The 20,755-nt window shown below is 28.6% G+C and carries 15 protein-coding genes and 1 pseudogene; 6 read left to right on the plus strand and 10 right to left on the minus strand.

Translation table 11 applies throughout. The annotated features are described in order from the left end of the window. Positions 1-36 precede the first annotated feature (36 nt). On the minus strand, positions 37-2,484 hold the full coding sequence (lon, locus tag bvRMA01_RS01255; protein WP_011772209.1) for an endopeptidase La: 2,448 nt from the start codon (positions 2,482-2,484) through the stop codon (positions 37-39). Between the two features lie 67 nt (positions 2,485-2,551). On the opposite strand from lon, the gene bvRMA01_RS01260 reads away from it, so the two are divergent. From bvRMA01_RS01260 to rpsU, 4 genes are read left to right on the plus strand one after another with little or no spacing between them, the layout of a single operon-like run. Beyond that, positions 2,552-3,238, plus strand: coding sequence for a hypothetical protein (locus bvRMA01_RS01260; protein ID WP_247031620.1), 687 nt, complete (start codon positions 2,552-2,554; stop codon positions 3,236-3,238). 22 nt (positions 3,239-3,260) lie between these two features. Further along, on the plus strand, positions 3,261-5,375 hold the full coding sequence (gene recJ, locus bvRMA01_RS01265; protein ID WP_247031622.1) for a single-stranded-DNA-specific exonuclease RecJ: 2,115 nt from the start codon (positions 3,261-3,263) through the stop codon (positions 5,373-5,375). Then, positions 5,375-6,313 carry a M23 family metallopeptidase gene (locus bvRMA01_RS01270; RefSeq protein ID WP_119024090.1) on the plus strand — a complete coding sequence of 313 codons (939 nt, stop codon included), beginning with the start codon at positions 5,375-5,377 and terminating at the stop codon, positions 6,311-6,313. The genes recJ and bvRMA01_RS01270 overlap by 1 nt, the downstream gene beginning before the upstream one ends. Positions 6,314-6,332: 19 nt before the next feature. Next, the gene (gene rpsU, locus bvRMA01_RS01275; protein WP_025375292.1) at positions 6,333-6,542 is read left to right on the plus strand and encodes a 30S ribosomal protein S21; all 210 of its coding nucleotides are present in this window, start codon (positions 6,333-6,335) and stop codon (positions 6,540-6,542) included. Positions 6,543-6,581: 39 nt separating this feature from the next. Here rpsU and bvRMA01_RS01280 read toward each other — a convergent pair whose 3' ends face one another. Genes bvRMA01_RS01280 through bvRMA01_RS01295 form a run of 4 tightly spaced genes read right to left on the minus strand, consistent with a single transcriptional unit; the run spans position 6,582 to position 13,063 of the window. Next, positions 6,582-8,924, minus strand: a complete 2,343-nt coding sequence (locus bvRMA01_RS01280) for a DNA translocase FtsK (RefSeq protein WP_247031624.1) — start codon at positions 8,922-8,924, stop codon at positions 6,582-6,584. Positions 8,925-8,931: 7 nt separating this feature from the next. Continuing rightward, positions 8,932-9,732 carry an undecaprenyl-diphosphate phosphatase gene (locus bvRMA01_RS01285; protein WP_247031626.1) on the minus strand — a complete coding sequence of 267 codons (801 nt, stop codon included), beginning with the start codon at positions 9,730-9,732 and terminating at the stop codon, positions 8,932-8,934. A gap of 15 nt (positions 9,733-9,747) precedes the next feature. Next, positions 9,748-11,931 carry a flagellar assembly lytic transglycosylase gene (locus bvRMA01_RS01290; protein WP_433996710.1) on the minus strand — a complete coding sequence of 728 codons (2,184 nt, stop codon included), beginning with the start codon at positions 11,929-11,931 and terminating at the stop codon, positions 9,748-9,750. After that, positions 11,870-13,063 carry a hypothetical protein gene (locus bvRMA01_RS01295; protein WP_247031628.1) on the minus strand — a complete coding sequence of 398 codons (1,194 nt, stop codon included), beginning with the start codon at positions 13,061-13,063 and terminating at the stop codon, positions 11,870-11,872. Before bvRMA01_RS01295 ends, bvRMA01_RS01290 begins: the two co-directional genes overlap by 62 nt. A 189-nt stretch (positions 13,064-13,252) precedes the next feature. Between bvRMA01_RS01295 and bvRMA01_RS01300 the strand changes: the two genes are divergently transcribed. Further along, entirely contained in the window at positions 13,253-14,623 is a 1,371-nt protein-coding gene (locus tag bvRMA01_RS01300; RefSeq protein WP_247031630.1) for a tetratricopeptide repeat protein, read from the plus strand. 1 nt (position 14,624) lies between these two features. Here the strand turns inward: bvRMA01_RS01300 and bvRMA01_RS01305 are convergent, their stop codons facing one another. Then, positions 14,625-15,878 carry a peptidoglycan DD-metalloendopeptidase family protein gene (locus bvRMA01_RS01305; RefSeq protein WP_247031632.1) on the minus strand — a complete coding sequence of 418 codons (1,254 nt, stop codon included), beginning with the start codon at positions 15,876-15,878 and terminating at the stop codon, positions 14,625-14,627. Between the two features lie 64 nt (positions 15,879-15,942). Here bvRMA01_RS01305 and lepB point away from each other — a divergent pair, with 64 nt between their 5' ends. Continuing rightward, positions 15,943-16,446 carry a signal peptidase I gene (gene lepB, locus bvRMA01_RS01310; protein WP_011772220.1) on the plus strand — a complete coding sequence of 168 codons (504 nt, stop codon included), beginning with the start codon at positions 15,943-15,945 and terminating at the stop codon, positions 16,444-16,446. Positions 16,447-16,491: 45 nt separating this feature from the next. On the opposite strand, the gene bvRMA01_RS01315 is transcribed toward lepB, so the two are convergent. The 4 genes and pseudogenes from bvRMA01_RS01315 to bvRMA01_RS01330 all read right to left on the minus strand — a co-directional run bounded on the left by bvRMA01_RS01315 (position 16,492) and on the right by bvRMA01_RS01330 (position 20,753). Next, positions 16,492-18,000 carry an Hsp70 family protein gene (locus tag bvRMA01_RS01315; protein ID WP_247031636.1) on the minus strand — a complete coding sequence of 503 codons (1,509 nt, stop codon included), beginning with the start codon at positions 17,998-18,000 and terminating at the stop codon, positions 16,492-16,494. Continuing rightward, positions 17,942-18,497, minus strand: a pseudogene (locus tag bvRMA01_RS01320) (DUF6115 domain-containing protein). Before bvRMA01_RS01320 ends, bvRMA01_RS01315 begins: the two are co-directional and overlap by 59 nt. Before the next feature lie 21 nt (positions 18,498-18,518). Then, the gene (locus bvRMA01_RS01325) at positions 18,519-18,830 is read right to left on the minus strand and encodes a hypothetical protein (RefSeq protein WP_247031638.1); all 312 of its coding nucleotides are present in this window, start codon (positions 18,828-18,830) and stop codon (positions 18,519-18,521) included. 24 nt (positions 18,831-18,854) lie between these two features. After that, complete coding sequence (locus tag bvRMA01_RS01330) at positions 18,855-20,753, minus strand: FapA family protein (RefSeq protein ID WP_011772224.1); 1,899 nt, start codon at positions 20,751-20,753, stop codon at positions 18,855-18,857. Between the last annotated feature and the right edge of the window lie 2 nt (positions 20,754-20,755).

Consider the following 20,755-nt stretch of genomic DNA (forward strand, 5'->3'; position numbering starts at 1 on the left):
TAAAAGTCAAAATAAAACTTAAAGTCTTTTAAAATTCTAAAATAATAATTTAATAACTTCTCTCATATTATCTACAAGATGAAAATTTATGCCATTCTTGATGTTAATAGGAATATCATCAAGATCCACTTTATTTGATTTAGGAATAATAATATGCTCAAGTCCACTTCGTTTAGCAGCTATTATTTTCGCTCTCAATCCCCCAATAGCCATTACATTACCTGTTAATGATAACTCTCCAGTCATAGCCAAATGAGGTCTCACCACTTTATTAAGAGCTAAAGATATAAAAGCACTAGCAATAGTAATACCAGCCGAAGGTCCATCCTTTGGTATAGCCCCTTCTGGAATATGCAAATGAATCATATATTTTTCAAAAAAAGACTTATTTAACTTAAGCTCATTACTAATGCTATTTACATAAGTAAACGCGATATTTGCAGATTCCTTCATCACATCTCCAAGTCTACCTGTCAACTTAATACCAGGGGACTTAGACTCAGTTTTTACAGTTTCAATTACCAAAGTTGATCCACCATAATTAGTCCAAGCAAGACCCATTACCATCCCTGGAGACATGACTTTATGCAAAAATTCTTCTTTTCTAAATACAGGAATACCAATATATTCTTCTAAATTTTCCTTAGAAATCTGGTATGCTTTAACAGACTTATCTTCAATAAGCTTTCTTGCAACTTTTCTAACAATTTGTTTTAAATACTTTTCAAAATTCCTAAGCCCATTATCTCTTGCATATTCCCTAGCAATTTGAACAAGAGCTGAACCTTGAAATTTTAAGGAATCTTTATTAACACCATTTTCATTTAAGACCTTTGGTATTAAATACTTTCTTGCTATCTCTATTTTTTCATCATCAACATATCCTGAAAGCTGAATTATTTCCATTCTATTTAATAAAGGTGTAGGTATTGTCTCAAGAGAATTGGCTGTTAAAATAAAAAACACATTAGAAATATCAAAAGGCAAATCAAGATAATGATCTCTAAAATTAATATTTTGCTCAGGATCTAAAACCTCAAGAAGAGCTGAGAATGGATCTCCATAATTAGATGCTGAAACCTTATCAATTTCATCTATTAAAAAAACAGGAGAGTTGGTCTTTGTAATTCTTAGCCCTTGGATAATTTTCCCAGGTAATGCTCCAACATAAGTTCTTCTATGCCCTTTAATCTCTGACTCATCTTTCATACCACCTACAGAAAATCTAAAAAATTTTGTTTTTAGAACTTCAGCAATAGCTGTTCCTATCGAAGTTTTACCAACTCCAGGAGGTCCAACTAAAAGCATAATAGCTCCTTTTTGAGATTTTCTTAATTTAAGAACAGAAATATATTCAATAATTCTATCTTTAACTTCTCTCATTCCATAATGCGTCTTATCTAAAATCTTTTCTGCCCTTTGCAAATTAAATTTATCAAAATTAACTTTAGATTCTCCCCAAGGAAGGTTAGTAATAAGTTCAAGATAATTTCTAACCACAATATACTCAGATGAATGCTTTTCAAGGAATGAAAATTTTTCAAGTTCCCTCTCAACTGCTTCTAAAGCTTCTCCTTTTAAAGCTAAAGAATCGATCTTGGCTTTAAGTTTTAAAAATTCATTACTTTTTTCATCTCCTACACCAAGTTCAGCCTTAATAGCTTTAAGTTGTTCCTTTAAAAAAAATTCTTTTTGTTGTTTTTCTAACTTTTCCTGAATGCCCTTAGCAATTTTATTTTGAATCTCAATTAAATTTAATTCTTCATAAATCAATTCCAAGACCTTTTTTAGCCTGTCCTTAACACTTAAAGTTTCAAGCACTTCTTGATGAGCATCTTTTGAAGATGAAATCATTCCTGCAACAACATCACACAATCTACCTTTATCTTCAATGTTAACCATATTTAACTGAAATTCGGGCATCTTTCTATGTGAGAATATTTCTTTAGTTCTAAGCAAAATACTACTATAAATTGCCTTTGACTGAACATCATCTTTTTTAATCGGAATTTGCTTTAAATAATCAACTTCAATTATCGGAAAATCTTCATTAAGAACAACCTTGACAAACTTCACTCTATCAATAGTTGAAACAAAAATATTATATCCGCCATCAGGAAGATTAATTTTCTTAACTATTTTAGCAGTAATACCAACAGAATAAATATCCTTTTTATAATTGATAATCAATTTATCATTTTTAGTTCTGGATTTTTCTAAAAATTTATCACGTAATACGAATAAGGAGATAATGCCGTTACCTTTAATCACATAATCAACAGCCTTCATATCAGTATCAGAGACTATAACAATTGGAATAAACATACCTGGAAACACAGGATGTGATGGCACAGCAATTAAAGGTACTCTCACAGGCTTATCAAAATGCGGCAGAATGCCCCCAGAGTTTTTGGAACGCTTTTTTCCCTTAGAAACAGTATTTTTTACTTCTTCCATAGAATATTTAATCTCCTTAAGCTTCATTATAACAAAAGAAAATTTTTCTGAGAATTCATTTAATAATGAATTCTTTTATTATACAATAGTTATAATGCAGTTTAATAAAGTTAATGCTATCATAACAAATTTATATCATAAAAAAAGTTATTCTCTGTTAAACCTATTTCATTCAAAAGGAATTATTCACACAATAATTTATAATTCTACTATAAAAAAATTTAAATCAAATATCAATAACCTAGTAAAAGCCAATTTCGAGATAGTGAAAGAAAAGAATTTATGCAAAATAATAGAAATTAATGATGAAGAATTTATAATGCAAGATTTAATCTATGAAAAACTAATAATTATTTATCTTTGGATCAAGCTTATTAATTTAAGCTTTGATGATGGGGAATGCTTTAAGTTATTTATCGAAGCAACAGAGATACTAAATACCACAAGCTTAGAAAAAGCACAATTAATTGACTTACAATACAAGACAAGATTTTTAATAATAAAGGGATTTTTATACTTATCAAAATTATGTTTTCAATGTAATAAACAAATAGACAAGCATTACTACTATGATATCCACATTAACGGATTTAATTGCATAAAATGCACCAACAATCAAAATAACTATATTAATACAGGTAGTTTTAAATACTTAGAATATACAACTCAAAAAAACATCAAAGAAACCTTAAATGTAAATTTAATCAGTAAGTCAAAAGAACTTATCAAAATTATGATCAAAAATAAGATCAATACAGAATTTGAACAAACGCTACTTTAAATAAAGCAAACTGGAATAAGACATGAAAATTTGGGAAAAAAAAGAAATTGACATCAAAAAAGAAAATATAATCAATATTGCAAAAAAATATAATATTAGCATTCTTGAAGCAACACTGCTACTTAGAAGAGAAATTAAAGAAGAAGACTTTTTATTTTTTATTGAAAGTAGTGTAAATTTAATGCACAATCCATTCTTATTAAAAAATATAAACAAATTCATTTATAGAATGAATGAAGCCATTGCAGAAAAGGAAAATGTATTAATCTTTGGAGACAAAGATGCCGACGGAATCACAGCTACAATAATAATGTATGAAACCCTTAAAGATTTTGGAATCAACGTAACCTATAAAATACCCTCTAATGGAGAATTTTATGGCCTTACAAAAGAGATCATTGATAAGGCATTGGAAGATAAAATATCAATAATAATTACCGTTGATTGTGGAATTTCTAACATTGAAGAAGCAAATTATGCAAGATCAAAAAACATAGAAGTAATAATTACAGATCATCATCTTCCAAACAAAGAAATTGACATAGAAAATATAATTATTGACCCTCATTTAAAAGGTGATCTCTCTCCATTTAAAGAAATAGCTGGATGTTATGTCAGTTTTAAAGCATGTCTTGCGCTCTACCTCTCCACTACCAATCTTTATAATAAAAACATGGTATTTTTATTCCTAGAAAGATTAAATAATAATATTACACTTCATGCAATAGAAATAAACAACTACATTTTAAAAAAGTATATAACTCTAGAAAGCAATAATGACTTACAAATCAATATTAATAAACTAGAAGAATTCTCACAAAGTAAATACATAATTGTATTTAATAAAGATGAACAGAATCAACTTCTAAATGAATTCTTTAATCACAAAATAGATATTGAAACAATTGATATTAGTGAAAATTTTGTCAAAAAATATCCTAAATTTGCTAAAAAAACACTAAAAGAACTCATGCAAATTACCAAATATTTTAAATATAGAGAAATTAATATTAAAGAAAAACTATATTACATATTTTACAACATAATATTTGCAATAAATAAAGATTTACTAAAAAACTGCCTTAAGAGACTTAAATTTGTCGCAATAGGAACTATTGCTGATAATATGCCAATTATTAATGAAAATCGAATAGTTGTAAGAGAAGGACTTAAAGAAATCGCACTAAGAGAAAACATATCCATTAATTATCTATTAAAAGAGGCCAATATACTAACAAAACCAATGATCACTGCAACAGATATTGCGTTTAAAATTGCTCCAATATTAAATTCAACAGGAAGACTTGAAAAAGCAGATATTACAATTCAATTTTTATTAACCGAAGATATTAATCAAATAGAAAATAAGTTTAAAGAAATTAAAAACATAAATATTTTAAGAAAACGCAAAGAAGATATATCTTGGAATACACATAATGAGAATATTATTTTTAAAAATGATAAATTCATAGTATGTTATGACAAACATACTCCAAAAGGAATTAGTTCTAGAATGGCAACAAGACTTTCTACTTATTATCAAAAAGTTGCTGTTTTCTTAACAAGACAAGAAAATATAATTAAAGGATCCATAAGATCAAACAATAAAGTAAATTCAAAAGAATTAATTTCGATGATACCAAACCATTTAATAATAAATTCTGGTGGACACAAAGCCGCTGCCGGATTTACTCTATATGAGAGTGTATTAAATGAATTTATAAAAGAACTTGAAAACGCTCTTGAAAAAATAGAATACAAAGAATTATATGAGGATTCAATACTCATAGATGCGATTATACCTAAAGACTTTAATAAAAAAGAACTTTTAAAAATAATAAACTTATTTGAACCTTACGGACATGGTTTTAGAGAATTTGTTTTTATGATGGAAAACGTATACATTCAAAACCTCAGAACAATTGATAAAAATGGAAATTCAAAACATATAAGCATGAAAATCAAAAACAATAAAGATTATTATAAAGCTATCTACTTTAATGGAACTCAAAATATCCAAAAACTCGGTATCAAAGATGGCCAAAATATAAACATAATATGCACAATTAGTGAAGATCTTTACAATCAAAACGATAAAATTTTAAAAATTATTGATATCAAAAAGAGACAAAATTAGTGATTAACATCAAAAGCCTTTTATTTACATTCATAACAGGATTACTTAACATCAATGCAGTAAGTAATGATACCATAAAAAGTTACTATAAAAAAGAAACTTTCCAGGGAGATAATATTTACTTTGCAAGCAACAAAAATTTCAAAAAACTATCTCTTTTAGGTACAAATCAAAAACCTATTTTAAGTGCATCTCCTTTCAAATTCAACGTAGGAAACAGAGAATACCACATAGCACTAATAGGAATTACACCAATGATTAAAGAAGGAAAAAGGAAAATTAAAATAGAATTTGAACATAAAACATACATAAAAGAAATAGAGATAAAAAAACTCAAATTTAAAAAAACAACAGTAAAGCTTAATAAAAACAAATCCAAGCTTATTAAAAGTCAACAATCACCTAAAGAAAAAAAACAAGCTCTCACATTATGGAATATAATTGGAAATATAGGAGATACAACAATTTACCACTATGATACATTGGTTTATCCAATCAAAGATCAATACAAAATAACCAGTCCTTACGGAGACCAAAGAATTTATATGCAAGACAAAAAAAAAATATCAAGCCATAAAATGCATAATGGAAAAGATTATGCCCCACTTAAAAGAGAAAAAACACCTATTTTCGCAGCTGGTAGAGGCAAAGTAGTATTCGCAAGAGATAGAGAAATTACTGGTAAAACCGTAATAATTCAACATTTACCAGGAGTATTTACAATTTATTTACATCTCTCAAAATTTGGAGTTAAAGAGAATACAATAGTAAATACAGGTGAATACATTGGTCATGTTGGCAACACAGGAATTTCAACAGGACCTCATCTACATTTTGAAGTTAGAATTAATGGAGTTGCAGTAAACCCAGATTTTTTCTTAGAACAAATGCTTATTGACAAAAATCAAATAATCAATAACACTAAAAGGATAGAGTAAAAACAAGGAGGTGATTTTTTTGATAACTGTCAATGTTGACAAAAATGAAGGCTTAGAAAAAGCACTAAAACGTTTCAAAAGAATGATTGAAAAAGAAGCAATAATTAGAGAATGGAAAAGAAGAGAATATTATGAAAAACCATCCACCATTCGCGTCAAAAAAGAAAAAGCATTCAAAAGAAAACAAGCAAAAAAAGTAAGAAAGTTAAAACAAAAAATCGGGAAATAATAAAATAGGGATATTCATATTGAATGTCCTTTTTAATATCTAAATAAACACATCCCGTGGTTTTGAGCCATTTACAGGACCTATATATCCCATCTCTTCCATAAGCTCAATAATTCGTGCAGCTCTATTATATCCTATCTTTAATCGCCTCTGTAAATAAGACGTAGATGCTTTTTTAGTAGAACGAATAATTTCAAGAGCTTCCTCAAACATGGGCTCATCTGAAGGATTTAGAACCACAGTATCAGCTCCCACAATACTATCAATAAATATTTCATCATCAATATAATTTGGGGTACCAAATTTTTTCACTTCTTCAACTAATCTATAAACTTCTTTTTCATTCAAAAATCCACCTTGAATTCTTTGAGGAAAAGGTGTAGTAGGATTAACATAAAGCATATCACCCTTTCCTAAAAGTTTCTCAGCACCTGATGCTCCAAGAATTATTCTTGAGTCCATAGAACTAGCAACCATAAAAGAAATCCTTGAGGGAAAATTAGCCTTTATTACTCCCGTAATAACATCAACAGATGGTCTCTGAGTAGCAAGAACTAAATGCATTCCAACAGCCCGAGCCATAGCTGCAAGCCTAGAAATCAAATTTTCTAAATCCTTTTTTGCAGAAAGGATTAAATCTGCAAATTCATCAATAATGATTACTAAATAAGGTAATGGGGCTTCATTTAATCCCTCTTCCAGTATTTTTTTATTATAAGCATTAATATCCCTCACAAGAAAATTATCAAGAAGAACATATCTTCTCTCCATCTCATCAAGACACCAACGAAGGGCTTCTAAGGCTCTATTTACATCAGTAATAACTGGAGTTAACAAATGTGGAATATCATTAAAAAGCTTAAGCTCAACCACTTTAGGATCTATTAGTACAAGCTTAACATCATCTGGGGATTTTGAAAAAATAATTGAAGCAATCAGTGAATTTACACAAACCGATTTTCCAGCCCCAGTAGCACCTGCTATTAAAAGATGGGGAGCATTGATAAGATCAAAAACAACATTACTTCCATTAATTTCTTTACCAAGTGCAAAAGGCACTTTAAAATCACTTTGAAACTCTTTACTATTTATTATTTCTGAGATCAAAATAAATTCTCGTCTTTTATTAGGAATTTCAATCCCAACAGCTTCTTTACCAGGTATTGGTGCAATAATTCTAACCCGAACTGCTGCAAGCCTTAAGGCAATATTATCAGATATAGAAGTTATTCTTGAAAGCTTAATACCTTTATCAGGACGAACAGCATACATTGTAACAACGGGTCCTTTAATAACATCAATAAGCTTAGCATTAATATTAAATTCTTTAAAAGTTTCCTGTAAAATCATCGATTGTTTTTGAATTTCTCGATCATATTCAATATCTTCAGTTTCACTTTTAGGTTCTCTTTGATCAAAAACAGAAATATCTATTAAATAATTATCACTACCCTCACCTACTAATAAATTTCCATAATTGATCTTAACAAGATTACTTATGATGCCCTTATGCCGTATATCACCAACCTTAATTTTTCCACTAGACACTAACTTATTATCCTCAAATTCTGTTAATGCTTTATACTTAGAATCATCTGTAACATTTAGATCACACTGAGAATCTTGAAACGATTGCTCTTCCGATAAGTTATCATCGCTCACCTCTGATTGACAAAAAATGGTCTTATCTAAATTAACATCTAAGGGTTTATTGGGTTTCCTTAAAAAGGCTTTAAAAGACCATAAAGCCTGATACTCTTCATCATTAATGATATTATCTCCCTTATCAGAAGTCTTAGCTGCATCCAAATTACCATCACAATCTTTATACACTTTAATATTTTTTTTAATTTTTAGAGTATTTAAAAACGGTAAAAAAGCAAACATACTTTCAAACAAAATTTTCAATTTAAATACTATAAAATGAAAAGTATTTAAAATAAAGCTAGCATCCTTAAAAAGGACATAATTCAAGTAAATCCAAATAACAAGTTCCAAAATTAAAATAAGAAAAACAAAAAAATTGCCAAACATAATCCCAAAATTACTCAAAAACCAATTAATAAAATTAGAACCCTCAAGATCAAAATTAATTCTTAACCAAAATGTCAGCGTAAAAAATAAAATAACCGTATAATTCCAATTAAATACAAATTTCTTGCTAAACATATTGTTGCGATAAGCATACCAATTTACAAGCGGATAAAGTATTAGATAAAATGATAAAAATGAAAAAGTATTTAGAAGCATATGACCTATTAGATTAAAAACAAAAAATATGAATATATTTCCTATAGGGGTTAAAGCAACAAAAAGCGAGAATGATATAACAGCCAACATAAAAAAAAACAAAAAATGAAAATAATGATAAAAATTTTTCATAACTCTATTAAAATAAAAAAAGGAAATAAACTAAACTTACAAGTATAATTAAATAAACCGAAAAATAATAAAGTTTACTATCCTTAAGCATTTTAACAAACAAACTAATTGAAAATAATCCAACCATAAAAGCAATAATTGCCCCCAGGTTTATCTCAAAAACACTAAAAAGCATATCTGATTCAAATAACTCCTTATACTTTAAAAGTAAACTTCCAAAAACAATAGGAATCAAAGATAAGAACGAAATCTCAAATGACTCTGACCTGCTAAACCCAAGCAAAACTGAAGCAAAAATTGTAATTCCTGAACGAGAAATACCCGGCATAGCTCCAATTCCTTGCATGATCCCAATTAAACATCCTGCAAACAAGATATTTTTTTTAAAATCAAAAATTAAAATCTTAAATTCAAGCAAAAACAATAAAATACTTGTCAAAATAAAATTAACTAAAACCAAATCAAGAGTAAATAACTCCTTAAAATTTTCTATAAAAATTCCAACAAATGCTGTAATAAGAGTGATTATTGATATGAGTAATATTAATCTCAACTTTACAAAATCCAACTTGGTAGTCTTTCTTAAAACAAATTTTACCAAGACTACCACAAGTTCTAATATTCGTTTGCGATAATAAATCATTACAACCAAAACAGTTGCAAAGTGCAAATAAATATCAAATACCATCGGAAGATCAATATGCATAAACTTTTTTAAAAGCAACAAATGCCCTGAACTAGATATAGGCAAAAATTCAGAAATTCCTTGAACAAAGCCTAAAATCATAACTCTTAAAACATTTTCCATCAAGTTCGCGACAACCTAAAAACTTTTGGGAAATTTACCCATAATATATTCTATAATAAAATCCATTCCCTTACTCTCATATAAAGCATCATACAACACACAATAAACCAATATCTTCTTAACGTAATTTCTAGTTTGCCCAAAAGGAATTGCTTCTATAAAAAACTCCTTAGGTAAATGCCCATAATCCCTCTCCCATTTACGCACATTTCCAATGCCACCATTATAGGATGCAAGAGCTTTATATACCTCTCCGATCATTTTTATTCTTTTACTTAAATAATAAGTTCCTATGATAACATTATCTTTTGGTTGTTTCAAATCATAATCATAATATTTAATTTCTCTAGAAACATCAACTGATGTTAAAGGCATAATCTGCATAAGCCCAATAGCACCAGGCTTAGACACAGCATTTCCTTTAAAACTACTCTCAGCTTTTATTAAAGAAAACACAAGACTAGGCTCAAGTTTCCGTCTCTTTGACCAATACCTAATTAAATCATTATACAAACACGGATAGAGACGCTTATAATCATCTCTACTTAAAGCCGAGTTATCTTGTTTGACAAGATAGTTAATAGCAAGTGTAGATTCATAATAATATTCATGCCTTACAAGTTCATCATAAAGGTTACGGTAAAAATTAGGAGAAAACCTATAACCATTATTAAAATCACTAGCAACAAAAGCACTAACATAAGAATGCAGATTAAATTTTAAAAACCCTTCTAAAAAACTTTCATAATCAGACTGATCATAATGAATATTTAAATCATTTTCAAAAAAATCATTAATACTTTGATTCAGCAAATATTTGCTCATAAATGAGGCATAAGATATCCGATTATACTTAATAGAAGAACGCAAAAGTTCGTCATACTCATTTCTTGACTTAGAAGCAATAAATTTATGATATATAAGCCTTGCATTAATAAAGGCAAGTCTAGATAAAACAGCACCATCAATAATATTTTGACCATTATGATAAAGTACATATAAATTATCATAATCCTTAAATTGCACAGCTTCTAGAATATATTCATCTAATATCTTAATAAAGCCAAGATTATTCCTATCCTTACCCGTATAAAATCTAGCTACATTTTGAGCAAAATAATTTCTTGTATTCTGCAGAAATATCAAATTGCCAAAAATTTCATTAAGTATTTCTAACCTATAAGGTTCATTTTCAAGAGAAGCATTTTCTAAATATTTAACTATGGTAAAAAACCCTACGTCCTTTTTTAATCTTAAATTAATAAGCCCTAAATAATAATCCTTATAAACACTATTTAAACTACTAAAAAAAGACAACGCCTTACTAATATAACCTGAACCTAGAAAAGCTTTATAAACATCATTTAAAAATACAAAATTATTATAATATTTCTTAAAATCATCATTTAATATACTGATTGCGCCCTTTAAATCTCCATTAGCTACCAAGGATTTAAACTTAACAAGATTAAAAAAAACTGAACTTAAAAGATTGGCTCTCTCTTCAAGAACAAGATAATCATGGGCCCTTACGTGTAAATATTCTGCTGGCAAATCTTCAAATAATTTACTGAAATAAATCAATGATGAATTAATATCAGAAGCATTAAAATAAAGAACTGCCTTAAATAAAAGATTTTCATTCTCTTGAGATTGTGCAAAATTCATCTTTTCAAGCTTATTTAAAACCAAAAGAGCTTCATCATTCTTTTTTTGCCAATAAAGACTTTTGAAATATCCTAATATAATAAATTTATTATTATCATATCTTTTGTAAAGTTTGCGTCCAACAAGTTCAGCCTCAAAATATTCCCTTCTAGCATTATAATATTCAAGAAGCTTAATTCCAGCAAATTGAGATGCAATATCATTGCTACTCTTTATTGCCTTATACATATATTCCTTAAACTTTTCATCATATCCTATTTTTTTAAAAAGATAGGCAATATACACATAAGAATTTGAATCTATGCCAAAATATTCATCGAAATTTTTTCCCGCATAGTCAAAATTCCATAACCAATTCAGATGACTTAAATCAAAATTATCAACATTCCTTTTAACTATATTGCTATTTAAAGACCCTTTCCCAAAAGAACAAGAAAATAAACTTAATAAGAACAAACAAATAATTTGCTTAAACATAATTACTGTTTTCACATTTAGTAATTTTTTCTTCTTTATAAAAAGGACAATCATAAATTGCAAAATTTCTAGGATTTAATACTTTAGAAAAAATCAAAAACAATGAAAAAAATATCAAAAGAAATAAAGAAATAAGACTTAAATAAAGCATAGAAGTTTGAATCAAACCTTCTTCCGAATCTAAATCCAATCGACTCTCTTCAATATCTGTAGCAAAATCTTCCTTACTAAAATCCAAAGCAACATCATCAAATTCACTCTCACCCAACCCATTATCAAGGTCGGTAATAATGTCCTCAACGTCCCAATTATCAGAATAAGAATCTTGAAGAGTATAAACATTAACACTCTTAAAATCAGTGTCCTTATCTTCAACTAATTTCACAGCATTAGCAGCAGAATTATCAGAAGCAGCACTCGAATCACTAATATCAACAGAAATGTTATCTAAATCGAAATCATCTCGGCTGACAGTATCTTTATCATTAAGGACGTGTTCTTCAAGATCATTCCCTTCATCAATATTATTCTCAAAACCATCTCCTGTAAGCCCAAAATCAAAATTTTCTAAATTAAGATCAGAGTCAGAACCCAAATTTTCACTTACCAATGTACCATTATCTGAATTTAAAGAATCCGATAATAAATTAAAATTATTCTCATTACTAAAAAGCTTTTCGTCTGCAGACAAATTTTGGGAATTAGGTAAATCATTAAAATTATCTAAATCACCATCTAAAGAATCATACTGCCCAGCAACACTGCCAAATTCTTTAACAAATTCCTCTTCACGCTCTACACCAATAAAACCAACGGGCAAATCACTCGACTTAGCACTCTCTAAATCATTAATTTCTTCTGAATCTACAGCAAGATTAATTAAGCTTAAATCAAACTTAGACTTATTTGCAATTCCATCACACTCACCATAAACATAAAGCATCATAGAATCTATTTTGAAATAAACATTTATATTAGCACTCTCTTTCCTAAGATTATCTAAGAAAAAAGACCCAATAATAACAGAATTAGAAAAGTCATCATGTTCACTAATATAAAAATCCAATTTTACATTAGTTTCATCTGCAATCTTACCTAATACCACTCTCTTTACAGCAGTATCATCCAAACTTAAAATTGAAAAATATTCATCATTAGACAGCCTTATGGCTAAAAACCCTTTCAAGAATTCCAACCTTTTTGTTCTTTTGTAAAAAACAAATTTATATATAATCAAACTATAACAATAATATAATATAATTAATACTATGTTCAACTTACAAGTAATCTTTTATTTAACAGAAAAAACATTCAAAGGCTATAAACTACTATTTTATATGATATTACTAAATATGACTTTTTAGGAGAAGTTAGGGTGTTACCGTTATTCATAATACTTTCCTCAGCTGCAATATCTCTTTTGATATTTTTATTCTTCAAAATTGCAATATCAAACACAAAAATAAGAAAAAAAGGTAAACATAATAAAACAAAAAAACTAACAGACAAAGCTGCAAACATATTAAAAACAAATCCAAACGAAATAAGTGCTTTACAAACTCTAAACGATTATTATTATTCCAATAAAGACTTTGAAAATGGTATTAAATATGCCAAAAAATTATGCCAACTTATAGAAGAAAATCCTACAAATCAAAGAATAGATTCTTTTAAGGCTTTCTTAAGTTACGGTTTTTATAATCTTGAGAGAAATTTTAATTCAGAAGCATTGACATTTCTTAAAAAAGCATACATCATGAAAAAAACCGATGTAGATGCAAATTACTACCTTGGAATAGCCTTCTTAAGAAATGCACATTATAAAGAAGCACTACATTATCTCACAAAAATATATAAATTTGATAAAAACAATAAGGATGTCTTAAAATACATAGGAATAACGCTCTTTCATATGGAAAACTATACTAAAGCTATCGGGATATTTAACAGCATAAGCAAATATATACAAAATGACGTAAATGCTCTATTAGCATATGCCCAATCTCTATCTCAATTAAATCAGGACCGGCTTGCATTTTCAATTGCAAACAAAATAAGAAACAAAGATGGAAGGATATATGAAGCTCTTTTAATTGAATCTGAAATTAATTCAAAAAATAACAACTTAACAAAATTAGAAGATAACATTAGAGAAATGATGAAGATCAAACCTGATTTACCAACAAAAACATTCCTTAAACTATTTTACAAACTAGGAGAGCTGTATATAGAACATGAAAACTACAAAAAAGCAACTGAAGCGTTTACTCGAGTTGAAAGAATTGATCCACACTATCAAAAAATTACTGAAAAATTAGAATTTAGTAAAAGACTGAATGAAAATTTAGCATTAAGAATATATCTTAGAAGTCCAAAAGAAAAGTTTGATAATTTAGCTAATGCAATTATCCTTAAACTCTATAAAAACAAGTTTCAAGTAAGAGATAAAAAGATAAATGAAATAACCTCACAATTTATAGACATAAATTTCCAACTATCAAATAATCAATGGGAAGAAAATTTAATAGTTCGATTTGTCAGAACAGATCAAAAAAATTTTGGAGAATTATTCCTAAAAGACCTTATTGCAAAAACCAAAGAAAGCAAATTAAAAGGACTCTGTATTGCACCAGCTACATTTTCTGATAAAGCCAAACAAATCATTGAAGGGAGGTTAATTGACCTCATAGAAGGAAAGAAACTAATACAAATATTAAAAACACTGGATATATCAAAATACGTATAGCCTATCTGAGATATTTCATAGGATTCCCCGTTTTTCCATCTTTAAAAATAGTAAAATGTAAATGATTGCCCGTGCTATACCCTGTACTTCCCATACGTCCTATTATTTGTCCTCTTGAAACCCTCTGTCCAACTTTCACTGCAAAAGAACCTAAATGAGCATAAAGAGTTTGAAAACCATTATTATGAGAAATAATAATATATTTTCCATATCCTCCAACACTAAATCCAGCTGTTACCACAATACCTTCTTTTGTTGCAAAAATAGGTGTATTAGCTACATTTGCAATATCAATCCCATTATGAAAACTAATAATTTTGGTAAAAGGATCAGGACGATAGCCATAACCTGAAGTAATAACGCCTTGAGTTGGAAATAAAAAAGTCTCTCCTAAAGCATTTCTAAGTAATTCTTTAGCCATTTTTCCCCCAGGAATAAACAATTTTTGCCCTAAATACAAAACTTCATTATCAAGGTTATTAGCATCAAGAATATCTACTTTGGGAATCTTATATTTTTTTGCAATTGATGAGAGAGAATCACTTTTCTCAACAGTATAAAGAACGCCTTTCATATTAGGCACATTAATAACAAAATTAGGCCTAATGCTCCTTACATCTTTAATATCATTATAAGAAATTAAAGTCTCACTCGTTATGCTATATCTGGCTGCAATATGAGAAAGTGTCTCTCCAGGATTAATTTTATGTTTAACTACCTTTAAAACAAAAGGCCTCCTTACAGTTGCTTCATAACTATTTGTATCCACTCCAAATAGATGATTATTGATCTGACTTAAATCTTGATCGCTATAATATAAAAAAGTATCAATAAAATAATCCTTGGGAAAACTCAGCCTACTTAAAAAAATGTACGAACCATAATACGAAAAAATATTTAAGTAAAAGACTAATACTAAAACAAAAATTATCGCATTAAATCTAAAAATAAAAATATAAGTTAGATTGATATCATAATCATTAATCATTTTAAGTCGAATCTTATTATAAGAAGATCGATACTTATAATTATCAATGATTACCATCCTACCAAATAAAGTCAAAAATAATAACTTAATTACATCTAAAAGTTTGTTTGGAATATTCATAAAACGAAAAAATTTTTTCCGTTTTTTTCTATGAAAGTTACGAATATTACCAAAATCTCTCAATTCAAAATCACCTTTAATAGCCCTATCAAATAAAAAATTTCTATTTCTTTTTAATACATTCTGATCCTTTTTTGGTATAATCATAATATGACTCATTATACACTAGAAATTTCAATTTGCTAAAAGATATCAATTGGAAATTTAAAAAATGATCAAAACTCATAAACAAGTACTAATACCCATTATACTGGCTTTATTATTAATGATAGCAATCATAAAAATATCTCTGTCTTTTCATTTAGTCAAAGGTTCTTCAATGTCACCAAAAATTTTAGAAAAACATTGGATAATCAATAACAAACTAGCTTATGGAATAAGACTAAAGAACAGCAAAACATATATTATATTATGGGGCTTGCCTAAAAAAAACGAAATGGTACTTATTAAAGACCCTATAACAAAAAAAATATCCATTAAAAAAATTTTTGCCATACCAGGCGAAAAATTTATAAAGCTAAAACAAAATGTAATATCCATACATAATTTAAACTTTAACATAGATAAGGAACATCTAAAAATTTTAGAAAATATATATATCCCAAAGGATTATTACCTGGTAGTAGGAGAAAACAAAAAAGTTTCCCTTGATTCAAGAGAATATGGGTTTATAAACATCAATGATATCATTGGAAAAATAATATACTGCCTGTAAAAAAACTTATAATAACAAAATTAATATCTCAATTCAAATAAATGTTTAAGTCAATTCAATACTGTCTTCTAACACCCTACTAGATCTCATGTCTTCTAATGAAGCAAGAACACCTTCGTTTTCAAAACCACTATCAAAAGAAGAACTTGTCATTCTTATTTGAATTGACTTAGAAGCATGCGTATCTAAATCTTTTGCAGAAATGCTTAAGATACCACTTTCATCCAAACTAAAAAGTATCTCTATCTTTGGCATACCTCTTAAAGCCTTTTGTATATTACTAAAAAAGAATCTGCCTATAGAATAATTCAAAGATGCTTTCTTATATTCACCTTGAAGGACATGTATCTCAATCTCTTCCTGATAATCATTAGTTGTTGTAAAGATTTTTCGCTCACAAACCGGTAATAAAGTATTTCTCTTAATTAACGTAAAAAATCCATCATTACAAGTCTCAATGCCAAGAGAATAAGGGGTTACATCTTTAAAATCAATAAGAGTACTATTATTTGACAGACTACAAGCATGAATGCCCGCACCATTTGCAACAACTTCATCTTGATTTAAAGAATCCAATACTTCAATTTTAGGAAAAATTTCCTTCAATCTCTCTTTAACTAAAGGAATTCTTGTTGAACCTCCTGAAAGTATTATTTTTGAAATACGTTCAAGATCAACACCTGAATCGACAATACATTCATTTGTAAGACTAATAGTTTTCTCTATAAATTCCTTAATCATAGAATTAAAATCATTTCTCTTAAGTTTATAATTCAAATGCTTGCCATCAAGAAAAGGTAATACAATACTAACCTCATCCATAATAGATAAACTTTTTTTAGCTTCTTCAATTTTGTCTCTTATCTGTTCAAGAATAACAATATCATCTAAATTAATATCAGGATATTCTTCCTCAAAACTGGTTAAGACATGCCTTTCTATGACTTCATTAAAATTATTTCCGCCAAGTTTATTCTCGCCCTTAATTGCAAGAACAGTATAAGTATCATTTTGTTTTTCTAAAAGAGTAACATCAAAAGTTCCACCACCAAGGTCATAAACAAGAAATAATCCATCTATTTGTTTTTCAAAAGCATAAGACAAAGCGGCTGCTGTTGGTTCATTAAGTATTGCACGACATTTCAATCCCGCAAGACTTGCAGCTTCTACAACACCTCTTCTTTGAATTTCAGAAAAATAAGCAGGAACAGTTATTACAACATCACAAATCTCTGTACCTAAAAATTTCTCAGCATTCATCTTCACATTTAAAAGTAAATAAGAAGCAATATCCTCAGCTCTATATGTATTATTACCCACTTTATAAGAGACTTCGGTACCTATATCAACTTTAAAATTATAAAAAGTCTTATCTGGGTTTACCAATATTTGATGTCTAGCAATACTACCAACAATAATACCAGAATCTGTAAAAGACACAATAGAAGGTGTCATTCTCTCACCCCTATCATTTAATATAACCCTAGAATTAGCATCAAAATAAGACGCTACAATATTTGTAGTCCCAAGATCTATGCCTATCCATTTTTCCATCAAGTACCCCTATGAATTGAAACAATTAATTCAATTTCACCCAAATCCAATTTCAACTTTTTAGCAATAACTTCTAAAGACATTCCTTGCTCATAAAGCGAAATAACTTGCTGGCGAATATTATATCCTTCCTTGATTATATTTTTCTCAATAGTAGGTATTGAATAATCTAAATTACTCTTATAAACACTACTATCCCCTTTCATGCTAAAATTATTACTTCCCATTGAAATCGAATGAGCATTAAATCCCAATAGTCTTTGATCAAGTATTTCTATCCTCTCATCAACTTCCTTAATAATTCTATTTAAGCTTTCAATCTTTATCTCAATAATATTTATATTTCTATCAGTTGCTTGATTAATTTCAATAATAGTTTTATCTACCTCACTCCTAAATTTCCTAAGTATACTATTAGATTTGATTTTCAAACTAATATAAATATGAAAATATATAAAAATAAATATAATCAAAATAAAACAAAAAACAACAAACATACAGAATGTCCTATACTTAAACTATCGCTCAATATCAATGTTTCTTCCAATTTTTGGATCATGAAAATTAATATCATATATGCCAGGTGAATTTCTCTTAGCAGTCTTAATTTTTGACATTGTAATAAAATTGACATTACCATCCATGCTTTCATCAGCTGGATATATGCTATTTATTTCAGAGTCAACATGATAACTCTTGCTTTGATTTAAACTCAGATTTTTATTTTCTCTTATCTTTTTTTTCCTTAAATCTTCATTTGAAATTTCACTAGCCTTAAAAACACCTTGTGTAATTATCTTTACAACTTCAGATGAACCATTAATATCCATAAAGCTCCTCCTACAATTTGCAACCTATTTAGATTTAAAAGGAACATAAGCTAACATTTTAATAATATTGTCATCCTCTACAAAAGTAATATTATTATAATCTCTTGGAAGTTCATAATAAGCATCTTTAATATGTAACTTAACGCCAGTATAAGCTATGTACTCAACAAAAATTTTGCCATCAATCTTACTATCTTCAAGTGCATCTTGCAAACTTTCTTGCTTATCTTTTACCATCTTTATTTCCAAAATTAAAATATCTCGCTCATTAATAAGCTCATTACAACTGTCAATTTTTAAAGATTTCTCAGCTTTATCAACAGTAAGTTGAATGTTCTTCTTTAAAGCAGAAATATCTTTTGTTAAAACTTCCAACCGTTTCTCAATCTTCACAAGATATTCAGTAAATCTAGATAGCAAAACTTTTATTTCAGGATCACACCCAACACAAATAGAAGTCTCAGCATTACCCTCAGATCCAATAGAATATGCTCGAACCTCTTCTCTTGCACGAACATCAGAACCAACTATCTTAGATTTTTTTCCAATGCAAAGCACCTTCTTTGTACAAGAAACAAAAGAATTGACAATTCCTCTTACAACTTCAATATTGCCTTCACATCGTACATTAACATTTTCTAAAAATTTAGACTTAATAGACTTCTTTGCATAAATCTCTGAACCACCCTTTCCATTAGCCCCACTTCGAAGAACAATAGAACCATCAGTTCTCAAATTACACCTACCAACAAGTCCATTGACTTCTATTCCACTCTTAGCCATAACATTATATCCATCTAAAACACTTCCCTTAACAAGCACCATACCATTATTTACTATATTTCCAGTACCAGGTCCAACATCACCCTCAACAACATAAACATCATGCACAGAAATAATACCATTTGAAATAGATATATATCCATCACACCCTGCAATAATCTTATTTCCTTCCATGAAAGTATTATCTCCCAAAATCAAATCCAGCTCTCGACCATGCTCTGCTCTTAATATTTTTCCAAAAACAGTATACCCTTCAATACCCTCTGATAAGGGAATAATTTCTGCCAATTCATCTCCTCTATTAACATTTCTAAACTCATTACCTACAGCACCATACTCACCTGAAGACTTACTCTTAGCAATAAAATTAATATAAGCATCTCTTCCCTTAACAGGATTTACTCCCCTTGCCATCTCAACTGGTTCACCATAAAAAGGATAATCTACAAATTCTTTTATTTTATTCTTAAGCAATGCTCGATCTGATACTCCATATTTCTTAAGAATACTATAAATATCTTTTTCCAAAACTTCAGCACCATTAGGTCCAGGAACAGTAAATTCAACAGTTACTGACATTGAATCTTCTGATATATGAACCATCATAGTTACACTCTCAACAAGATCGGCCTCAAAAACAGATACTTGTTCATACTTACCATTAGCATCCTCAATAACCGATCTAACAAAATTTTCATCCAAATCTTTGATATTACTATATGAAGCAAATTTATCCATTACATCTTTAAACTTAACAACACTCCCATCTCCTTGAGCAGGCGTAACCTTCAAAAATACCCCCTTGGCAGTTCTCCTGATAAAAAATTTCCCATCCAGAGACGCAACTTCTTCAAATTCACTTTGTGAACTTAAAACATCAGTAACACCAAACTTTGAATAAGAATTCTTATAAGCAACTATTTTCCAGTTTTTCTTACCATATCCAAATAGTCCATTATTTCCACGTACCAAGACCTCATAATTCAAGTCTTTATAAGGAACTGAAAGTTCTAAAGAAGCATCATTTAAAGCCTCTTCAAGCGTATCTGACTCCACCTCTATTAAATTAATACGATTTTCTCTTTCTAAATAATTCTTAATTCTATTCCTAAAATCCGCAAAATCGCTAATCGTAGCCATAA

Origin of the sequence: Borrelia venezuelensis (assembly GCF_023035835.1) — a bacterium.
Classification (GTDB): Bacteria; Spirochaetota; Spirochaetia; order Borreliales; family Borreliaceae; genus Borrelia; species Borrelia turicatae.

What these genes read in the sequence shown, in the direction of transcription:
- bvRMA01_RS01330 (WP_011772224.1), bottom strand. Translation starts at nt 20,753, where the DNA reads ATGGCTACGATTAGCGATTTTGCGGATTTTAGGAATAGAATTAAGAAT.
- lon (WP_011772209.1), bottom strand. Translation starts at nt 2,484, where the DNA reads ATGAAGCTTAAGGAGATTAAATATTCTATGGAAGAAGTAAAAAATACT.
- bvRMA01_RS01305 (WP_247031632.1), bottom strand. Translation starts at nt 15,878, where the DNA reads ATGATTATACCAAAAAAGGATCAGAATGTATTAAAAAGAAATAGAAAT.
- bvRMA01_RS01260 (WP_247031620.1), top strand. Translation starts at nt 2,552, where the DNA reads ATGCAGTTTAATAAAGTTAATGCTATCATAACAAATTTATATCATAAA.
- lepB (WP_011772220.1), top strand. Translation starts at nt 15,943, where the DNA reads ATGATCAAAACTCATAAACAAGTACTAATACCCATTATACTGGCTTTA.
- bvRMA01_RS01290 (WP_433996710.1), bottom strand. Translation starts at nt 11,931, where the DNA reads ATGATTGTCCTTTTTATAAAGAAGAAAAAATTACTAAATGTGAAAACA.
- bvRMA01_RS01285 (WP_247031626.1), bottom strand. Translation starts at nt 9,732, where the DNA reads ATGGAAAATGTTTTAAGAGTTATGATTTTAGGCTTTGTTCAAGGAATT.
- recJ (WP_247031622.1), top strand. Translation starts at nt 3,261, where the DNA reads ATGAAAATTTGGGAAAAAAAAGAAATTGACATCAAAAAAGAAAATATA.
- bvRMA01_RS01280 (WP_247031624.1), bottom strand. Translation starts at nt 8,924, where the DNA reads ATGAAAAATTTTTATCATTATTTTCATTTTTTGTTTTTTTTTATGTTG.
- bvRMA01_RS01315 (WP_247031636.1), bottom strand. Translation starts at nt 18,000, where the DNA reads ATGGAAAAATGGATAGGCATAGATCTTGGGACTACAAATATTGTAGCG.
- bvRMA01_RS01325 (WP_247031638.1), bottom strand. Translation starts at nt 18,830, where the DNA reads ATGGATATTAATGGTTCATCTGAAGTTGTAAAGATAATTACACAAGGT.